At 62.0% G+C, this 19,493-nt stretch carries 17 protein-coding genes and 2 tRNA genes; 12 read left to right on the forward strand and 7 right to left on the reverse strand.

Going from position 1 to position 19,493, the window contains the following annotated elements; all coding sequences use genetic code 11:
- Positions 1–31 precede the first annotated feature (31 nt).
- From GC127_RS14800 to GC127_RS14810, 3 genes are read left to right on the forward strand one after another with little or no spacing between them, the layout of a single operon-like run.
- Positions 32–559: a flavin reductase family protein gene (locus GC127_RS14800; protein ID WP_037297193.1), complete on the forward strand. Its 528-nt coding sequence runs from the start codon at positions 32–34 to the stop codon at positions 557–559.
- A gap of 10 nt (positions 560–569) precedes the next feature.
- Positions 570–2,042 carry an aldehyde dehydrogenase gene (locus GC127_RS14805; protein WP_151978852.1) on the forward strand — a complete coding sequence of 491 codons (1,473 nt, stop codon included), beginning with the start codon at positions 570–572 and terminating at the stop codon, positions 2,040–2,042.
- Positions 2,043–2,057: 15 nt separating this feature from the next.
- Positions 2,058–3,116 carry an LLM class flavin-dependent oxidoreductase gene (locus GC127_RS14810; RefSeq protein ID WP_151978853.1) on the forward strand — a complete coding sequence of 353 codons (1,059 nt, stop codon included), beginning with the start codon at positions 2,058–2,060 and terminating at the stop codon, positions 3,114–3,116.
- A 37-nt stretch (positions 3,117–3,153) separates the two neighbouring features.
- On the opposite strand, the gene GC127_RS14815 is transcribed toward GC127_RS14810, so the two are convergent.
- Together GC127_RS14815 and GC127_RS14820 are read right to left on the reverse strand one after the other, a co-directional pair.
- Positions 3,154–3,230 (reverse strand) — tRNA-Asp (locus tag GC127_RS14815).
- A gap of 141 nt (positions 3,231–3,371) precedes the next feature.
- Positions 3,372–3,448, reverse strand: a tRNA-Asp gene (locus GC127_RS14820).
- A gap of 204 nt (positions 3,449–3,652) precedes the next feature.
- On the opposite strand from GC127_RS14820, the gene GC127_RS14825 reads away from it, so the two are divergent.
- Complete coding sequence (locus GC127_RS14825; RefSeq protein ID WP_254700127.1) at positions 3,653–5,131, forward strand: ABC transporter substrate-binding protein; 1,479 nt, start codon at positions 3,653–3,655, stop codon at positions 5,129–5,131.
- A 233-nt stretch (positions 5,132–5,364) separates the two neighbouring features.
- Here the strand turns inward: GC127_RS14825 and GC127_RS14830 are convergent, their stop codons facing one another.
- Positions 5,365–6,006, reverse strand: coding sequence for a response regulator transcription factor (locus GC127_RS14830; RefSeq protein ID WP_008280159.1), 642 nt, complete (start codon positions 6,004–6,006; stop codon positions 5,365–5,367).
- A gap of 227 nt (positions 6,007–6,233) precedes the next feature.
- Between GC127_RS14830 and GC127_RS14835 the strand changes: the two genes are divergently transcribed.
- From GC127_RS14835 to GC127_RS14855, 5 genes are all read left to right on the forward strand, one after another.
- A complete protein-coding gene (locus tag GC127_RS14835; RefSeq protein ID WP_008280158.1) occupies positions 6,234–7,442 on the forward strand; it encodes an alanine--glyoxylate aminotransferase family protein in 1,209 nt (402 codons plus the stop codon).
- Between the two features lie 12 nt (positions 7,443–7,454).
- Positions 7,455–8,396 (forward strand): CoA ester lyase, encoded by a 942-nt coding sequence (locus tag GC127_RS14840; RefSeq protein WP_008280157.1) that lies wholly within the window; start codon positions 7,455–7,457, stop codon positions 8,394–8,396.
- Between the two features lie 42 nt (positions 8,397–8,438).
- Complete coding sequence (locus GC127_RS14845; RefSeq protein ID WP_008280156.1) at positions 8,439–9,629, forward strand: malate--CoA ligase subunit beta; 1,191 nt, start codon at positions 8,439–8,441, stop codon at positions 9,627–9,629.
- Positions 9,629–10,510 carry a succinate--CoA ligase subunit alpha gene (gene sucD / locus GC127_RS14850; RefSeq protein WP_198133574.1) on the forward strand — a complete coding sequence of 294 codons (882 nt, stop codon included), beginning with the start codon at positions 9,629–9,631 and terminating at the stop codon, positions 10,508–10,510. Before GC127_RS14845 ends, sucD begins: the two co-directional genes overlap by 1 nt.
- Before the next feature lie 149 nt (positions 10,511–10,659).
- Positions 10,660–11,709, forward strand: coding sequence for a zinc-dependent alcohol dehydrogenase family protein (locus GC127_RS14855; protein ID WP_151978855.1), 1,050 nt, complete (start codon positions 10,660–10,662; stop codon positions 11,707–11,709).
- 290 nt (positions 11,710–11,999) lie between these two features.
- Here the strand turns inward: GC127_RS14855 and ndk are convergent, their stop codons facing one another.
- Complete coding sequence (gene ndk, locus GC127_RS14860; protein ID WP_008280153.1) at positions 12,000–12,422, reverse strand: nucleoside-diphosphate kinase; 423 nt, start codon at positions 12,420–12,422, stop codon at positions 12,000–12,002.
- Positions 12,423–12,557: 135 nt separating this feature from the next.
- Here ndk and GC127_RS14865 point away from each other — a divergent pair, with 135 nt between their 5' ends.
- The 3 genes from GC127_RS14865 to GC127_RS14875 all read left to right on the forward strand — a co-directional run bounded on the left by GC127_RS14865 (position 12,558) and on the right by GC127_RS14875 (position 15,724).
- Positions 12,558–14,405 (forward strand): ABC-F family ATP-binding cassette domain-containing protein, encoded by a 1,848-nt coding sequence (locus GC127_RS14865; protein WP_151978856.1) that lies wholly within the window; start codon positions 12,558–12,560, stop codon positions 14,403–14,405.
- 96 nt (positions 14,406–14,501) lie between these two features.
- On the forward strand, positions 14,502–15,128 hold the full coding sequence (locus tag GC127_RS14870; protein ID WP_008280151.1) for a MarC family protein: 627 nt from the start codon (positions 14,502–14,504) through the stop codon (positions 15,126–15,128).
- Between the two features lie 17 nt (positions 15,129–15,145).
- A complete protein-coding gene (locus GC127_RS14875; protein ID WP_151978857.1) occupies positions 15,146–15,724 on the forward strand; it encodes a TIGR02281 family clan AA aspartic protease in 579 nt (192 codons plus the stop codon).
- Positions 15,725–15,765: 41 nt separating this feature from the next.
- On the opposite strand, the gene GC127_RS14880 is transcribed toward GC127_RS14875, so the two are convergent.
- Genes GC127_RS14880 through pdhA form a run of 3 tightly spaced genes read right to left on the reverse strand, consistent with a single transcriptional unit; the run spans position 15,766 to position 19,477 of the window.
- On the reverse strand, positions 15,766–17,073 hold the full coding sequence (locus tag GC127_RS14880) for a pyruvate dehydrogenase complex dihydrolipoamide acetyltransferase (protein WP_151978858.1): 1,308 nt from the start codon (positions 17,071–17,073) through the stop codon (positions 15,766–15,768).
- A gap of 13 nt (positions 17,074–17,086) precedes the next feature.
- A complete protein-coding gene (locus GC127_RS14885; protein WP_151978859.1) occupies positions 17,087–18,451 on the reverse strand; it encodes a pyruvate dehydrogenase complex E1 component subunit beta in 1,365 nt (454 codons plus the stop codon).
- 15 nt (positions 18,452–18,466) lie between these two features.
- A complete protein-coding gene (pdhA, locus tag GC127_RS14890) occupies positions 18,467–19,477 on the reverse strand; it encodes a pyruvate dehydrogenase (acetyl-transferring) E1 component subunit alpha (protein ID WP_151978860.1) in 1,011 nt (336 codons plus the stop codon).
- Positions 19,478–19,493: the final 16 nt, after the last annotated feature.

The following is a 19,493-nucleotide window of genomic DNA, read 5'->3' on the forward strand; positions in this document are numbered from 1 at the left end:
CAAAACCACCCGCCAGACCCAAGGACAGCCCATGCAACACCCCAGCCCCGCCCCCGTGGACAGAGCCAGCTTTGTCAGCGCCATGCGTCAGGTCGCAGCCTCTGTCACGGTGGTGACAACCGATGGGCCGATGGGCCGGTTCGGGGCCACGGTCAGCGCCTTTGCCTCGGTTTCCGCCGATCCACCCTCGGTCCTTGTCTGCCTGCACGGCCAAAGCCGCATCGCACAGGCAGTGGCCGCCAATGGCCGCTTCTGCGTCAATATCCTGCCCGAAGGCAGCACTGACATCGCCGACCGCTTTGCCGGGCGGCATGACGGCTGGATCACAGACCGCTTTTCCGGCATCGACTGTTACGGCACGCCGGGCACCGCCCCCCTGATCGAAGGGGCCACAGGCTTTGCCTGCGATATGGCGCAGAGCGTGCCATCGGGCAGCCATCTCATCGTGATAGGCTATGTCACCAGCGTGTTTGACGCAGGCACCGCGCCACTGGCATGGCGCGACGGTGGCTATCACCGGGTCGTGCCCAAGGATGCCGCCCGCTGTGCCGCAGAATAAGAGGCAAAGAATGACCACTGAGTACCAAATGCTGATCGACGGCGCATGGGTCGATGCCTCGGACGGTGGACGGTTCGAGAGCTTCAACCCCGCCAACGGTGAAATCTGGGCCACCGCCCCCGAGGCGACCGCGGCCGACGTGATCCGCGCGGTCGAGGCCGCGCATCGCGCCTGCTATGACGGCCCATGGTCGCGCATGACCCCCACCCAACGCGGCCAATGCCTGCGCCGCTTGGGCGATCTTCTGGCCGAACACAGCGAATCCTTGGGCGAGATTGAGACCCGCGATTCCGGCAAGATGTTCAAGGAAACCCGCTGGCAGGCCAAGTATATCGCCGAATTCCTGCAGTTCTACGCCGGGGCCGCCGATAAGATCACCGGCGAAACCCTCCCCATCGACAAGCCGGATATGTTCGTCTTCACCCACCGCGAACCTTTGGGCGTGGTGGCCGCCATCGTACCGTGGAACTCCCAGCTGTTCCTCACGGCAGTCAAACTCGGCCCGGCCTTGGCCGCAGGCAACACCCTCGTGCTCAAAACCTCGGAACACGCCCCCGCCGTGATTCTCGAATTCGGGCGGCTCGTTGCGCAGGCGGGCATCCCCGATGGCGTCGTAAATATCGTCACCGGCCACGGCGATCCCTGCGGTCGCGTGCTCACCTCGCATCCGCTTGTGGCAAGGATCAGCTTTACCGGCGGCCCGAACGCCGCGCGCCATGTGCTCACGAACTCCACCCAGAATTTCGCACAAGTCAGCCTTGAATTGGGCGGCAAATCCCCCTTTGTCGTCTTTGACGATGCCGATATCGAAAGTGCCGTGAACGGCGCTGTCGCGGGCATCTTCGGGGCCTCCGGCCAAAGCTGCGTCGCAGGCTCGCGCCTGATTGTTCACGCCGATATCGCCGACGATTTCCTCACCCGCCTCAGCGCCATCGCCAGCCGCATCCGCATTGGCGATCCGATGGACGAGGCCACGCAGATGGGCCCCCTCTGCACCCGCGCGCAACTGGATCACATCGAACGCGAGGTGGCCCATGCCCAGACCCAAGGCGCGCGCCTGATCTGCGGCGGCAAACGGTCTGCGGCGGGCGAGATGTTCTTTGAACCCACGATCCTCGATTGCCCCTCCCCCGACCTGCGCATTGTGGATACCGAGCTTTTCGGCCCGGTCCTCTCGGTCCTGCGCTTCAAAACCGAGGCCGAGGCGCTGACCCTCGCCAACGGCTCCGAGCATGGCCTTGCCGCAGGCATCTTTACCCGCGACAGCGCCCGCGCCCTGCGGATGTCGCGCGCCGTGCGCGCCGGTATCGTCTGGGTCAACACCTACCGCGCCATCAGCCCCATCGCCGAATTCGGCGGCACCAAATCCAGCGGCTATGGCCGCGAAAGCGGCTTTCAGGCGCTTTACGATTACACACGGCCCAAAACCGTCTGGATGAATATGTCCGACGATCCCATGGCCAACCCCTTTCAAATGCGCTGATCACAGGAGACCGGCATGAAATTCCACCTCGCAATCAATCTCGAACGGCTCGATCCCAGCGCCGACATGAAGGCCCTGCGCGACCACACCCTCGAAATGGTCCAAATGGCCGAGGCAGGCGGCTTTGAAATCGCTTGGGCCGCCGAACATCACGCGCTGGAAATGACCATCGCGCCGAACCCGTTTCAGATCCTGACATGGTGGGGCGAACATACCAGCCGCATCCGCTTGGGCGTGGGCGTGGTCAACGCCGCCTATTGGCACCCCATCCGGCTGGCTGGCGAGGCCGCGATGCTGGATCTTCTCAGCGACGGGCGGCTCGAATTCGGCATCGGCTCGGGTGCCTATCAGCGCGAATTCGACCGCATGATGCCTGGGCTCGCGCAACCCGACAGCTGGCGCTACATGCAGGAATCGCTGCCCGTGGTGCAAAACCTCTGGGCGGGCGATTACGCCCATGACGGCGAGTACTGGCAATTCCCCACCGCCACCTCTTGCCCCAAGCCGGTGCAATCCGAGGTGCCGATCTGGGTTGCCGCCCGCGCCCCCATCACCTTTGACTATGCCGTGGAACATGGCTGCGACATCATGAGCTGGCCGCTCACGATGCCATTTTCCGAGGCCGAGAATTACCGCGCCCGGCTCGACGCCGCGATTGCCCGGAACGGCGGGCGCTATGACGGACGCTGGGCGCTCATGCGCCACACGGCGGTCTATGAAACCGAGGACGACCGGCAAGCCGCCTTGGCAGCCCTGCGCCGCGTGTTGGGCCAATTCGGCAACCTGATGATGAAACGCGGCGAAGTGGTCAATGGCTTCCCCGATCCCGTCCCCCTCGCGGAACTCGAGGGCAACGCCCGCACCGATCCCGCCATGCTCGAGGAAAATCTGGCCTTCGGCAGCCCCGAGACCGTGGCCGACAAAGTGCGCCAATACGAGGCTTTGGGCGTCGATGCCTTCATCTACTACGCATCCATGGGCCTCGATATGGATCGCCAAAAACGCTCGCTGCAACTCTTCATCGACAAGGTGATGCCGCAGTTCGCCGAGCAAACCATCGCCGCAGCAGAGTGATCCGCCAAGGCTGGTCTGTCAGGCATTAAGGGGAAAGTGGCGCGGTTGACGGGGCTCGAACCCGCGACCCCCGGCGTGACAGGCCGGTACTCTAACCAACTGAGCTACAACCGCGCGTGGGAGGCTGCATAAGCGCCCCCCGCGCGCCCGTCAATCCCAAAATCGTGAATCGAAAGCATTGGCAGATAGGCCCTCAGACCCAGCCCCCAAAAACGCAAAAACCCCCGCCGGGGCGAGGGCCTTTGAGGGCTGCGGTGGCGCGGTTGACGGGGCTCGAACCCGCGACCCCCGGCGTGACAGGCCGGTACTCTAACCAACTGAGCTACAACCGCCCGCAGCACAATCAGGGGCGAACCCCCGACGTGTGGCGCTTCTATGACGGGGCTGCGCGCCCGTCAAGCGCTGGCTGGCGGAAATTTCAACTTTCCTATGCCCATCCCCCCGCGCCCAAATCGTGATCTCCGCAGCATCCCGAATAGTTTGATTTCCCCGCGCCGCCTTGGCACACTCTGCCCCAATAGCCCGGGGAGATGTCGATGCGGCCCATCCTATTGCCGATCCTGTGCCTGCTGCTTGCCGCGCCGGCAGGCGCCGCCCCCACCGGCACCTTTCGCCATGCGCATAACGTGGGCTTCGGCGCCCATTCGAGCCTTGATCCCGCCTCGCAGGGCCGCGTGCTCCAGATCATCGAGAAAATCCAGAGCCGCCTTGTGCGCCCCGGTCCCGGCGGCAAACCCGCACCCGATCTCGCCACCTCTTGGACCCCCAATTCAGATGGCACCGTCTGGAGCTTTCAGATTCGCGACGGTGTGCGCTTTCACGATGGCAGCGCGCTGGATGCGGGCGATGTGGTCTATTCGATCAAGCGGGTGATTGACCCCGATTTCGGCAGCCCCGCCCGCGCAGCCGTCAAGATGATCACCCACATTGCCACCACCGGGCCGCTCAGCGTGGAACTGCGCCTTGACGCGCCCTTTGCCGATCTGCCGCTGCAATTGATGGACCCCCGCCTTCGGATCATCCCAGAAGGCTCGGGCGATACCATTCACCATTCCGGAATTGGTACCGGACCATTCAAGGTCGAGAAATTCGACCCAGACGGCATCACCACGCTGGTCGCCAATGAGGACTATTGGGAAGGCCCCCCCGCCCTCGCCCGAATCGAGGTGATCGGCGTGCCCGATGCCCAAGCCCGGCTTCAGGCGTTCCTCGGCGGACAGCTCGACATGGAGCGCGGCATCGCCCCCATGATGCGCCGCGCGCTTGATAAATCGCTGCGCTACCAACTCCTAGAGATCCCAACCGGCAACTGGATGGGTCTGGCCTTTCGCACCGATGTGCCACCCTTTGATGACCCCCGCGTGCGCGAGGCGCTGCACCTGACCGTCGACCGCGACGAGATGCTGCAACTGGCGCTGGATGGCGGCGGGGTGATTTCCTGCGACACGCCCGTGGCCCCCAATGACCAATACCGCGCCGAGATGGAGTGCCCCGCCAACCCCGAGCGTGCGCGCCACTTGCTCGCCGAGGCAGGCTATCCCGATGGGGTCGATGTCGATGTGCATGTCTCCGCCCTTGATCCCAGCTGGCCGGTGATCGGTGTCGCGTTTCAGGAACAGGCCGCGCGCGCGGGCATCCGCGTCAACCTGATCAACGCCGCCGCCGATGGCTATTGGTCAAATGTCTGGATGAAAAAGGACGCGTTCAGCACCTCTTGGGGCGAACGCCCCGCCGATCAGGCGCTGAATGAGGCGTTTCACTCCACCGCCAAATGGAACGAGACTTTCTATAAGAATTCCAAATTCGACCAGCTGCTCGAAACCGCCCGCGCCGAGCTTGATTTCAAACGCCGCCGCGCGCTCTATATCGAGGCGCAGGAATATCTGGCGATGAATTCCGGCACGATCATCCCCTTTCACGTCACGCAACTCGTGGTGCTCTCCAACCGCGTGACCCATTTCGATCCGGTGCCCAACGATGCGCTGCGCTGGCATCTGGTGACGGTGGTGGATTGAGGGGGATTTTCTCGGTCATCCGCAGCACTTAACCCGCGCGGAATCAAGGCGCGTAGCGCCGCCGCGCAGCGCCCGTCCGCCCCCTCGGGCGGGCGCTTTTGCGACGTCGCAGTTTCTTGATGGCGCGGAAGTATTCGGCAGTCATAAAGTGCCATCCACTTCTGTTTCAGCGCCCTCCCGGCGGACGGGCACCGCGCGGCACGCCATCGGCGTGAACATCAGCGATAGCCCCCTCAATACGTCCCCGCCACATATTTCGCGATGGCGCCGCCCCGTGAATTCACGTCCAGTTTCTGGTAAATCGCCTTGAGGTAATATTTGACCGTATTCTCCGACAGGCCCAGCCGCGCTGAAATCTGGAAATTGGTCAACCCATCCACCAACAGCCCCAATATCTCATGCTCGCGCCGCGTCAGGCTATCGCCCTGCTCGCCCATCAACCGTTTGAGAATCTCGGCGGGCAGGATGCTGTGGCCTTCAACCAGATGGCCCAACACCCGCGGCAGACTGCTCAGAACCTGCCCCATCATACAAACCGAATGCGCCCCCGCCTTCACCGCCGTGCGGATAAAGGCAAACTCTGCCTCCTCGGCAACCACCACCACCATCACGCGCGGATGATCCCGCCGCAACATGTCCAACACCCGGCCCAGATCCGCATCCGCCAACCGAACCCCCAGCACCAGCACCACCCGCCCCGGCCGCTCCCCCAGCGCCTTGCGCAGGCTGGCCAGATCGGTGGCAAAGGGGCCAAGCCGCACCGCCGCGATCTGCGCCACCAATGATCCCAGGCCCTGACAGACAATTGCCTGCCGGTCCGCCACGATCACCTCGGGCAGCTCCAATGCAGCGTCCTGAACGGTCGCGTCAATCATATCTCGCACAGTCTCCTCCTCCGGCCCCGCTATACAAGACCAAGGAACGTCCTGAAATCAAACGATTTTTCAGAATGCAACGGCATACCGCCGCGCCCCCATCGGGTAGGGCACCCCTACCCGCCGGGGCAATCAGCCCCCCGCATGGCCGCGTTTTTCCATGCGCGCGGGCATTACGGCATGCGCCACCGCCCCGCATAAAGGGCCAAGCCAAGAGGAGGACAATCATGAACGGCCATTCGCATCTTTTCATTCCCGGACCCACCAATGTACCCGAGGAGGTGCGCCGCGCGATGAATATCCCGATGGAGGATATGCGCGCGCCGGATTTCGGCGATTTCATCCTTCCGCTGCTCTCGGACCTGAAAAAGGTGTTCCGCCTGACCCATGGCCGCGTCTTTGTCTACCCGACCTCCGGCACCGGCGCTTGGGAGGCCGCGATTTCCAACACGCTCAACACCGGCGACCGCGTGCTCATGTCACGGTTTGGCCAGTTCTCAATGCTTTGGGTTGATATGGCCGAGCGTTTGGGCCTCGACGTGGACCTCTGCGAGGTGGATTGGGGCAAGGGCGTGCCGGTCGAGGATTACGCCGCCAAACTGACCGCCGATAAAGAGCACAAGATCAAGGCGGTCTTTGCCACCCATAACGAGACAGCCACTGGCGTCACCTCCAACATCGCCGCCATTCGCGCCGCAATGGATGCGGCCAACCACCCCGCACTTCTCTTTGTCGATGGCGTCAGCTCCATCGGCTCGATTGAATTCGAGATGGAGGATTGGGGCGTCGACCTCGCCGTCGCAGGCTCGCAAAAAGGCTTCATGCTGCCCGCCGGTCTTGGTCTCTTGGGCGTCAGCGACAAGGCGCTCGCCGCCCATGAGCACGCAAAAATGCCCCGCTGCTACTTCAGCTTTGCCGATATGATCAAGCTGAACGACACCGGCTATTTCCCCTATACTCCCGCCACCCAACTCCTGCGCGGATTGCGCTGCTCGCTCGATATGCTGCTGGCGGCAGGAATGGAAAGCGTCTGGGACCGTCACCACCGCCTCGCTTCGGGCGTGCGTGCGGCAATTGCCGAATGGCAGGGCTGCCGCCTCGTGGCGCATGGCCCGGAATGGCACTCCGATACCGTGTCGGCCATCTATGCCCCCGAGGGCGTCGATGCCCGCGACGTGATCGCCACCGCCTATCACAAATACCAGACCTCACTTGGCTCTGGCCTTGCCAAACTGGCCGGTCGCGCCTTTCGCATCGGTCACTTAGGCTCGCTCAACCCGGTGATGCTCTGCGGTGCCATATCGGCGGCTGAAATGGCGCTGCGCGATGCCGGGGCTGTGATCGAACCGGGCTGTGGCATCGCCGCCGCTCAGGAACATTTCCGCGCCTCCACCCCCACAATGCAGGTGCGCGTCGCACCCGCCCGCGCCGCCTGATCGGACATCTTTATGAGCTACACGCTTCACCCGCTGAAAAAGCAACGCCTGCAACGCTCGGAACTCGCCGTTCCCGGCTCCAGCCCCTCGATGATCGACAAGGCGGCGGACTCGGATGTCGACTACATCTTCTTTGACCTAGAGGATGCCGTCGCCCCCCCGGACAAGGTGCAGGCCCGCGCCAATATCATTCAGGCCCTCAACGACATCGACTGGAAAGCCAAGGGCAAGACCATTTCGATCCGCATCAACGGCCTTGATACCCATTACATGTATCGCGACGTGGTCGAGATTGTGGAACAGGCAGGTCAGCACCTTGATACCATCCTTGTCCCCAAGGTGGGCGTGCCCGCCGATCTCTACACCGTCGAAACCATGGTCAGCCAGATCGAGACGGCGATGGGCTTTACCCATCAGATCGGCCTTGAGGCGCTGATTGAAACCGCCCTCGGCATGGCCAATGTCGAGGCGATCGCCTCGGCCCCCGGACGGCTCGAGGCGCTGCATTTTGGCGTGGCCGATTATGCCGCCTCCAACCGCGCCCGCACCGTGGTCATCGGCGGCCTCAACCCCGATTATCCCGGTGACCAGTGGCATTTTGCCCTCAGCCGTATGACCGTCGCCTGCCGCGCTTACGGCCTGCGCGCCATCGACGGCCCGTTTGGCGATTTCTCCGACCCTGACGGCTATACGCTCAGCGCAAAACGCGCCGCCACCTTGGGGATCGAGGGGAAATGGGCCATCCACCCCAGCCAGATCGCGCTCGCCAATGATGTCTTCTCGCCCCCCGAGGCCGAAGTCACCCGCGCCCGCCGAATCATCGAAGAACTGCGCAAGGCCGAGGCCCAAGGCAAAGGGGCCGCGAGCCTTGATGGCAAGATGATCGACGCCGCATCCGAGCGTATGGCCAACAACGTCATCAGCGTCGCCGACGCCATCGCCGCCAAAGGCTGAGGGCCAACCCAAAAGGCCAACCACGATAGGGAGGACTACCAAATGGATATCCACGAATTCCAAGCCAAGGAACTCTTGAAACGCTTTGGCGTGCAGGTGCCGCGCGGCGGCATCGCCTATAGCCCCGAACAGGCGGTCTACCGCGCCTCGGAATTGTCCGGCGACCGTTGGGTGGTCAAGGCCCAGATCCACTCCGGCGCGCGCGGCAAGGCAGGCGGCGTGCGCATCTGCAAAAACGAGACCGAGATTTCCGAGGCCGCACAATGGATGCTCGGGCGCATGCTCGTCACCCATCAGACCGGCCCCCAAGGGAAACTCGTCAGCCGCCTCTATATCGAAGAGGCCACCAGCATCGCGCAGGAAATCTATCTGGCCTTCGTGATGGACCGTAAAGAAGAGCGCGTTGTCGTCGTGGCCTCAGGCCAAGGCGGCATGGAGATCGAAGAGATTTCCGCGCAAGAGCCCGAATCGATCATCCGCTCCGTGGTCGATCCAGCCGTGGGCATGCAGGCGTTTCAGGCCCGCGAGATTGCCTTTTCCCTGGGCCTTGATGCCGCCCTCATCCCGCAGGCGGTCAAGACCATCATCGGCTGTTACCGCATGATGGAGGAAACCGACGCCAATATGGTGGAAATCAACCCGCTCGTCGTCACCACCTCGGGCGAGATCATGGCGCTCGACGCCAAGGTCAGCTTTGATGACAACGCCCTTTTCCGCCGCCCCGAAATCTCGGAACTCCGCGACAAAAGCCAAGAGGACTCGCGCGAAACCTTCGCCTCTGACCGTGGCCTCAACTACATCGGTCTGACCGGCGAAATCGGCTGTATCGTCAACGGCGCGGGTCTCGCCATGGCGACGCTCGACATGATCAAGATGGCGGGCGGCGAACCGGCCAACTTTCTCGACGTGGGCGGCGGGGCCAGCCCCGATAGGGTGCTGATGTCCTTCAACGCCGTGCTCAACGACCGCAACGTCGAGGCGATATTGGTCAATATCTTCGCAGGCATCAACCGCTGCGACTGGATCGCCGAGGGCGTGATCCGCGCGGTGCGCGAATTGAACCTCACCCTGCCCCTCGTCGTGCGCCTCTCGGGCACCAATGTCGAAGAGGGTCGCCGCCTCATCGCCGACAGCGGCCTGCCGATCCTGACCGCCGAAACCCTGGCCGAAGCCGCCGATCTGGTGGTCCGCGCCTGGTCCGACACCAAAAACACCGTCAAGGGAGCCGCATGATGGCCATTATCATCGACAAGAACAGTCGCGTGCTCGTGACCGGCCTCACCGGTCGCATCGGCAGCTTTCATACGCAGGACATGATCAACCACGGCACCAACGTCGTGGGCGGCGTGACACCGGGCAAGGGCGGCACCAAACATAACGGCCTGCCCGTGTTCAACACGGTCAAAGGGGCCGTCGCCGAAACCGGCGCCGATCTCGTGATCTGCTTCGTCCCGCCCCCCTTTGCCGCCGACAGCATCATGGAAGCGGCGGATGCAGGCATCACCACCTGCGTCTGCATCGCCGATGGCATCCCCGCCAGCGACATGATCAAGGTCAAACGCTACATGCGCCGCTACAAGGCGGAAAAACGCATGCGCCTCATCGGCCCCAACTGCGCGGGCATCATCACCCCCGGTCAGGCCTTTGCCGGCCTCATGCCGCCGCATATCTACAAACCGGGCCGGGTGGGCATCATCGGGCGGTCGGGCACCTTGGGATACGAGGCCGCCAGCCAGATGAAAGAGCGTGGCATCGGTGTGTCCACCTCCGTCGGCATCGGCGGCGACCCGATCAACGGCTCCTCCTTTCGCGACATTCTGGAGTTGTTCGAGAATGACGAGGGCACCGATGCCGTGGTCATGGTCGGCGAAATCGGTGGCCCGCAAGAGGCCGAAGCCGCCGCTTACATCCGCGACCATATGAGCAAGCCGGTCGCGGCCTATATCGCCGGTCTGTCCGCCCCCAAAGGTCGGCGCATGGGCCATGCCGGGGCGATCGTGTCGGCCTTCGGCGAATCGGCGCAAGAAAAGGTCGAGATCCTCTCCGAGGCGGGTGTCACAATCGTCCCGACCCCCTCCTCCTTTGGCGAGGTGGTCGCGCGGATGGTCGCCTGACCCGCCCGACCTTGGGGCCGCTTCTCCCTGTGGCGGCCCCGACCCTGCCGGACCTTACAAAATCGACTTGAGAACCTTACAGACCTTACAGGCTTGCACCCGCCAAACCCCGCCCCTAGGCTGCCGACAATTCCAGCTACAGGTGCCCGATGCGCGCAGCCCTCCTGACCCGCTACAATACCCCCACCGACATCACCGAAGTGCCCGATCCCGACTGTCCCCGCGACGGCGCGATCATCGCTGTGCGCGCCTGCGGTGTGTGTCGCTCAGATCATCACGCGTGGAAAGGCGCCGATCCCGATGTCATCCTGCCGCATGTCATGGGGCATGAATTCGCGGGCGAAGTCCTTGAAATCGGGCCAGAATGTCGGGCCTTCGCCGTGGGTGACCGGGTCACGGCCCCGTTCATTCTGGGGTGCGGCACCTGCCCCGATTGCCGGGGCGGAGAGCCCACAGTCTGCAATCACCAGCAGGTGATCGGCTTTACCGGCTGGGGGGCCTTTGCGGAACGTCTCGCCATTCCGCGCGCCGATTTCAACCTCGTGCGCCTGCCCGATACGATGGGCTATGCCGCCGCCGCTGGCATGGGATGCCGCGTCACCACGGCCTTTCGCGCCGTCGTGGATCGCGCAAAAACTCAACCCGGTGAATGGCTTAGCGTCCACGGCTGCGGTGGCGTCGGTCTCTCGGCCATCATGATCGGCGCAGCCATCGGGGCCCGTGTTCTGGCCATCGACGTCAACCCCGAGGCGCTGCGCATCGCCAAATCCCTCGGCGCGACAGCCACCCTTGATGCCAGCCAATCCCCAGATGTCGGTGCCGCCGTGCGCGACGTGACCGACGGCGGCGCGCATGTCTCTCTAGACGCGCTCGGGATCACGGACACTTTTCACAACTCTTTGAAAAGCCTTCGCAAAATGGGGCGTCACGTTCAAATCGGCATGCCCCTTGGCCGCCACGCCACACCCGAATTACCCCTGTTAGAGCTGGTCTATTCTCGCCAGATCACGTTGCACGGCACCCGTGGCATGGGGGCTGACCGCTTCGCCCCCCTCTTCGCCATGATCTCCGCCGGGCATCTCGACCCTGAACGCCTGATCACCCAACGCATCGGATTATCGGGACTTAACAATGCCTTGATCGCAATGGACGGCTTTCAGGGCTATGGCGTCACCGTGGTCGACCAGTTAAGCGCCTGATTCGCCTTAGTTTCGCCACAATCGCGCCCTAACCGCGCCGTGAAACTTACCGATCCTGTAAGGATAATCAAAGGCCAAGCCGTTCAAGGTTTGCCACCCCATAATGGAGCAGTCCCATGCCACAGGCCACCCCCCCGACATCCGGGGCCAAATCCGCGCCCCCGCAACCCTCTGCGCGACCGCAGCCCAAACCAAATGCCGCGCCGGTCTATCAGGACTACGCAAGCATATAAAAGAAAAAGGCCGCATCCCAACAGGATACGGCCCTTTCTTTATCTATCGCCTTAAGATCAGCCGACCAGTTCGAGACCCGAAAAGAAATAGGCGATCTCGACCGCTGCAGTCTCTGCCGCATCCGAACCGTGGACAGAATTTTCACCGACCGACTCGGCGAATTCCGCACGGATCGTGCCCGCTGCAGCATCCGCAGGATTGGTTGCGCCCATCACTTCGCGGTTCTTGGCCACAGCGCCCTCGCCTTCCAGAACCTGCACCACAACCGGGCCAGACGCCATGAATTCGCACAGTTCGCCGTAGAAGGGGCGCTCTTTGTGCACGGCATAGAAAACACCCGCCTGTTCCGGTGTCAGTTGAATGCGCTTCTGCGCGACGATGCGCAGACCTGCATCCTCGAACTTGGCATTGATCTTGCCGGTCAGGTTGCGCTTGGTCGCGTCGGGTTTGATAATGCTCAGCGTGCGTTCAACAGCCATTTCAGCCTCTTTTCCGTAGGTTTCACCGGCCCGGCCCCTTGCCCGACCGCGTTTGATCGCGGGTCCGATAACATGCACACCGCGCCTTGAAAAGCCGCGATTGACGGCGGCGCGCACATACGGCATGCGGGGGCCATGTTGCACATAGATGATATCACCTATTCGGTCGCGGGCCGAACCCTGATCGAGAGCGCCTCTGCCTCTATCCCCGATGGCCACAAGGTTGGCATCGTGGGCCGCAATGGCACGGGCAAAACCACCCTATTCCGCCTGATCCGGGGCGAATTGGCACTGGAAGGTGGTAGCATCAGCCTGCCGTCGCGCGCGCGCATCGGCGGCGTGGCCCAAGAGGTGCCCGGAAACGAGGTGTCACTGGTCAACACCGTTCTGAGCTATGACACGGAACGTGCTGAACTCATGGAAGAATCCGAGCACTCGACCGATGGCGCGCGGATCGCCGAAATCCAGACGCGGCTCGCAGATATCGACGCTTGGTCCGCCGAGGCGCGCGCCTCTAGCATCCTCAAAGGACTGGGGTTTACCGACGAAGAACAGCTTATGCCCTGCTCCGCCTTTTCTGGCGGCTGGCGGATGCGCGTGGCCTTGGCAGGTGTGCTTTTCTCGCAACCCGACCTCTTGCTGCTGGACGAACCCACCAACTATCTCGACCTTGAAGGCGCGCTGTGGCTTGAAACCTACCTCGCGCGCTATCCCCATACGGTGCTCATCATCAGCCATGATCGCGGGCTTTTGAACCGCGCCGTGGGCTCGATCCTGCATCTTGAGGATAAAAAACTCACGCTTTATCAAGGCGGTTACGAGACTTTCGCCGAAACCCGTGCCGCCCGTCTTGCCGCCGCCGCCTCTGAGGCGAAAAAGCAAGACGCCCGCCGCGCGCATCTCCAGAGCTTTGTCGACCGCTTCCGCGCCAAGGCGAGCAAGGCCGTGCAGGCACAATCCCGCCTCAAGATGATTGCCAAACTCAAGCCGATCACAACACCGCAAGAGGCCGCACTCAAACGCTTTACCTTTCCCACGCCCGAAGAGCTGTCACCGCCCATCCTGCGGATCGAGAGCGGATCGGTTGGGTATGATGGCGTGCCGGTACTGCGGCGGCTGAACCTGCGGATCGACCAAGATGACCGGATCGCACTCTTGGGGCGCAATGGTGAAGGGAAATCCACTCTTTCCAAGCTCTTGGCAGGCAAACTTGACCCAATTGAAGGCCAGATTCACAAAGCCTCAAAGCTGCGCGTCGGCTATTTTGCGCAGCATCAGGTCGAGGAATTGCACCTTGATGAAACCCCCATTGACCACATCCGCCGCCTGCGCCCGGAAGAGGCGCCCGCGAAACTGCGGGCGCGTTTGGGCGGATTTGGAATCGGGGCCGAACAGGCCGAAACGCTGGTCGGCAAGCTTTCGGGCGGGCAAAAGGCGCGGCTATCGCTGATGCTGGCCACGCTCGATGCGCCGCATATGCTGATTCTCGATGAACCGACCAACCACCTCGATATCGAAAGCCGTGAGGCCCTTGTTGAGGCGCTGACCGCCTATTCCGGCGCGATCATTCTGGTCAGCCATGATATGCACCTGCTGGGGCTGGTGGCGGATCGCCTGTGGCTGGTACGGGACGGTGCTGTGGCCCCCTATGAGGGTGATCTGGAAAGCTATCGCGCCATGCTGCTCAGCGGCTCGGACACCGAAAAGCCAAGTGAAAAACCCAAGGAAATCAAGGTCAAAAAGCCCTCGCGCGATGCGATCCTCAAGCTGCGACAAGATGTGAAACGCTGCGAAGAGCGCATCGCCAAGCTGCAGGACATGGAGAGCAAGGTCGCCGCGAAATTGGCCGATCCCGCGATCTACGATGACATCCACGGGCTGACCCAATGGCAAAAGAAATACGCCGAGATCGAGGATGGCCTGTCTTTGGCTGAGACCCTCTGGATGGAGGCATTGGAGCGGCTGGAAACGGCAGAGCGCTGATCGCCCTTACGAGCATCTACCTTTGCGGGCACTCAGGTTTTTGGATCAGGGGACTTTACCCTTGGCATTTCAGCCTGAAAATGGTGCAAGACCCTTATGGATACTGCGTTTCTCATCACGGCCTTTGTCACGCTCTTCGTGATCATTGATCCTATCGGGATGACACCGCTCTTTGTGGCGCTGACCCAAGGGATGAGCACGGCGCGACGGCGCGCGATTGCCATTCGGGCCTGCGTCACCTCTGCGCTGTTGCTCATCCTGTTTGCTGCGCTCGGCGAGGCGGTGTTGGGCTTTATCGGCATTTCGATGCCTGCCTTTCGCATTGCAGGTGGTTTGCTGCTGTTTCTCACGGCGCTCGACATGCTTTTTGAACGGCGCGGACAGCGGCGCAAGGGACAGGCCGACGCGGCCGAAGAAGACGACAGCGACGATCCGTCGATTTTTCCCATCGCGATCCCGCTCATTGCCGGGCCGGGGTCGATTGCAACGGTGATCCTATTGGCTGGGCAAAAGCCGGGGGCAGAGGGGCTGCTCTGGGTCATCGGTGTTATGCTGTCGGTCATCGCTTTGGTTTTCGTGATGTTTCTGACCTCTGGTCTTTTAGAGCGCGCCCTTGGCAAGGTAGGGATCAACGTGGTGACACGGCTTTTGGGCATGCTGCTGGCGGCGCTTGCCGTACAATTCGTGCTTGATGGCTTGCGCGGCTTTGGTTTGGCTGGCTGAGCGCCTATATAGCGGCCATGCAGGATTTTGATTTCGCCCGACTGACCTATCTTATGATCCTTGGATCAGTGCTTTTGGTTTGGTTTGTGGCTCAGAACCGCGCGTCCTTGGGCAAATTGGCGCAGCAGGCGTTGATCTGGGGTCTTATCTTTGTTGGTGCCTTGGCGGCGGTGGGCCTCTGGGAGGATATTCGCCAGACGGTGCGCCCAATGCAAAGCGTCGTCGCGGGCGACCGGATCGAAGTGCCGCGCGCGCCGGACGGGCATTACTACCTAACTGTCGAGATCGAGGGCGTGCCTGTGCGGTTTGTCGTCGATACTGGGGCCAGTCAGATCGTGCTCAGCCAGAGTGACGCGGAACGGATCGGGCTTGATACCAAGAGTTTGGCCTATCTGGGCCGCGCCTATACCGCCAATGGCGAGGTGCGCACAGCGCCGGTGCGTCTTGAAAGCCTCGCGGTTGGGCCGGTGCGGCATGAAAACCTGCGGGCCGTGGTCAATCAGGGCGAAATGGGCCAATCCCTGTTGGGGATGGAGTATCTGCAACGCTTTTCCAGCATCGAGATCACTGGCGGGCGTCTTGTGCTGACCCGCTGAGCAAGGTGTAACGCCCCGACTAAGAGCCGGGGCGCTGATCTTTAGGCCAACATGACCATCGGATTTTCAAGGTTCTCGACGATTTTCGTCAAGAGCTCCGCACCAAGTGCGCCGTCGATCACACGGTGATCCACCGAGAGCGTCACCGACATGACCGTGGCCACGGTCAATTCGCCATCCTTGCCCACCACCGGCTTTTTCAGCCCTGCGCCAACGGCAAGGATCGCACCATGCGGCGGGTTGATGACGGCATCGAAATTCTCGATCCCGAACATGCCAAGGTTGGAAATCGCAAAGGTGCCGCCCTGATATTCCTGTGGTGCCAACTTGCGGTCACGGGCGCGTTTGGCGAGGTCTTTCATCTCTGCCGATAGCGCCGAAAGAGATTTCATCTCGGCGTCCTTTAGAACCGGCGTAAAGAGCCCACCTTCAATGGCCACCGCCACCGCCACGTCAGAGGGTTTCAGGCGCAGCACCTTGTCACCGGCCCAGACGGCATTGGCATCCGGCACCGCCTGAAGGGCGAGCGCACAGGCCTTGATGATAAAGTCATTGACCGACAGCTTGACGCCCCGTGGCTCCAACTGTTTGTTCAACTCCGCGCGGAATTTCATCAGTGCATCAAGGCGGATTTCACGCCGCAGGTAGAAATGCGGCACGGTTTGCTTGGCCTCGGTCAGGCGCGCAGCAATGGTCTTGCGCATGCCGTCGAGCTTGACCTCTTCATAGGCGCGGCCCTGATACATGGCAACCACGGCATCCGACGACGGACCAGAAGGGGCTGCAGCAGGTGCCGGGGTTGCAGCCTTACTTGCCGGAGCCTCGGCAGCGCTTGCAACGGGGGCAGCGCCAGCCTTGGCCCCTTCCACATCCGCCTTGACGATCCGGCCATGCGGGCCCGAACCGGTGATGCCTGCCAGATCAATCCCCTTGTCTGCCGCGATGCGACGCGCAAGCGGCGAGGCGAAAATGCGATCCCCATCGCCCGTTTTCGGCGCAGCGGGGGCAGGTTTGGCCGCAGCTTCGGCTTGTGGCGTGGCCTCGGCCTGTTTGGCTACCGGAGCCTCGGCCTTGGCAGGGGCACTGGATATATCCGCAGCGCTTTCGCCCTCATCCAGCATCACCGCGATGGGGGTGTTGACCTTGACCCCTTCGGTGCCTTCGGCCACCAGGATCTTGCCAACAACGCCCTCTTCCACTGCCTCGAATTCCATCGTGGCCTTGTCAGTCTCAATCTCGGCCAAGAGATCGCCCGCAGAAACGGTATCCCCCTCTTTGACCAGCCATTTGGCCAGCGTGCCCTCTTCCATCGTGGGCGAGAGGGCGGGCATCAGAATTTCGGTTGCCATCTTAGGGTCTCCCTCAGCGATAGGTCACTTGGCGAACGGCGTCGATCACCTCTTGGGTAGAGGTCAGCGCCAGCTTTTCCAGATTGGCGGCATAGGGCATCGGCACATCCTTACCCGTGCAATTGATGACCGGCGCATCGAGATAGTCGAACGCCTTTTGCATCAGCACGGCCGAGATATGGTTGCCGATTGAGGCCACCGGCCAGCCTTCTTCCACCGTCACGCAACGATTGGTTTTCATCACAGAGGCGATGACCGTATCCGTATCCATCGGGCGCAGCGTGCGCAGGTCGATCACCTCGGCGCTGATCCCATCCTCGGCCAGCTTGTCCGCCGCCTCCAAAGCATAGGTCATGCCAATGCCAAAGCTGACGATGGTCACATCCGTGCCCTTGCGCCAGATCTTGGCCTTGCCAAAGGGGATGGTGAAATCGTCCAGCTTGGGCACCTCGAACGAGCGGCCATAGAGGATCTCGTTCTCCAGGAACACCACCGGGTTGGGATCGCGAATGGCGGTTTTCAACAGGCCCTTAGCATCCGCCGCCGAATAAGGCTGCACCACGCGCAAACCGGGCACTTGGGCGTACCACGCCGCGTAATCCTGGCTGTGCTGCGCGCCGACGCGCGCGGCTGCCCCGTTGGGACCACGGAACACGATCGGGCTGCCCATCTGACCACCAGACATATAAAGCGTTTTGGCCGCAGAGTTGATGATCTGGTCAATCGCCTGCATGGCAAAGTTCCACGTCATGAATTCGACGATGGGCCGCAAGCCCCCCCAAGACGCGCCAACACCTATCCCGGCAAAGCCATGCTCGGTGATCGGCGTGTCAATCACGCGCTTGGCACCGAATTCCTCGAGCAAGTTCTGGGTGATCTTATAGGCCCCCTGATATTCGGCAACCTCTTCCCCCATGACAAACACGGTGTCGTCACGGCGCATTTCCTCGGCCATGGCAGTGTTCAGCGCTTCGCGCACTGTCATGGTCTGCATTTCGGTGCCTTCAGGCCAATCGGGGCTGGTATTCGCTTTCGGTGCCTCGGGAGCCTTGGCAGTAGCAGGGGCAGCTTTCGGCGCGGGGGCGGCCTCGGGTGCCTTGGCGGCGGGGGCACTTGCCACGTCTTCGGCGCTCTCGCCATCCTCCAGCATCACGGCGATGGGGGTGTTGACCTTGACGCCTTCGCTGCCCTCGGCGATCAGGATTTTGCCCATCACGCCCTCATCGACCGCCTCGAATTCCATCGTGGCCTTGTCAGTTTCAATCTCGGCGAGGATATCACCAGCTTTGACGGTATCGCCTTCTTTAACCAGCCATTTGGCCAGTGTGCCTTCTTCCATGGTCGGAGAGAGGGCGGGCATCAGGATTTCGGTTGCCATTGTCGTCTCTCCTCTTCACGTGTTCTGCGGTGCCGCGTCGGCAATAATATCGGTCCAAAGCTCATCAAGCGCGGGCTCGGGGCTTTCCTTGGCGAATTCGGCACTGGCGTTCACCACATCCTTGATCTCTTTGTCGATCGCCTTGAGGTCCTCTTCGGTGGCATGGCCCCCCGACACCAGCAGGTCGCGCACGTGCTCGATGGCGTCTTTCTCCTCGCGCATTTTCTGCACCTCTTCGCGGGTGCGGTATTTGGCCGGGTCAGACATGGAATGGCCACGATAGCGGTAGGTCTTGATTTCTAGAATGTAGGGGCCCGCGCCCGAGCGGCAGTGCGCAACGGCCTTGTCGCCCGCCTCTTTCACGGCCAGCACGTCCATCCCGTCGACCGCTTCGCCGGGAATGCCAAAGGCCTGCCCGCGCGTGTAGATGTCAGGGCTAGAGGTTGATCGTTTCTGCGATGTGCCCATGGCGTATTGGTTGTTTTCGATCACGAAGATCACTGGCAATTGCCAAAGGGCGGCCATGTTGAAGGTCTCATAGACCTGTCCCTGATTGGCGGCACCATCTCCGAAATACGTGAAGGTCACACGATCATTTCCAAGGTATTTGTCGGCAAAGGCCAGACCGGCCCCGAGCGGCACGTTGGCACCCACGATGCCATGGCCCCCATAGAACCGCTTTTCGGTCGAAAACATATGCATCGAGCCGCCCTTGCCGCGACTATAGCCCCCCTCACGCCCGGTGAGTTCGGCCATCACACCGTTGGGGTCCATCCCGCAGGCCAGCATGTGCCCATGATCGCGGTATGTGGTGATGCGGCGGTCGCCCTCTTCTGCGGCGGCCTCAAGTCCGACGACAACCGCCTCTTGTCCGATGTAGAGATGGCAGAAACCGCCGATCAGACCCATGCCATAAAGCTGGCCCGCCTTTTCCTCGAATCGTCGAATGAGCAGCATATCGCGATAATACTGCTTGAGATCTTCGGCTGAGACGTTGGATTTCTTAGTGCTTTTCCGGGCAACCATGGGATGGCGACTCCTT

The sequence above is a fragment of the Roseovarius sp. EC-HK134 genome (assembly GCF_902498815.1).
Lineage (GTDB): Bacteria > Pseudomonadota > Alphaproteobacteria > Rhodobacterales > Rhodobacteraceae > Roseovarius > Roseovarius mucosus_A.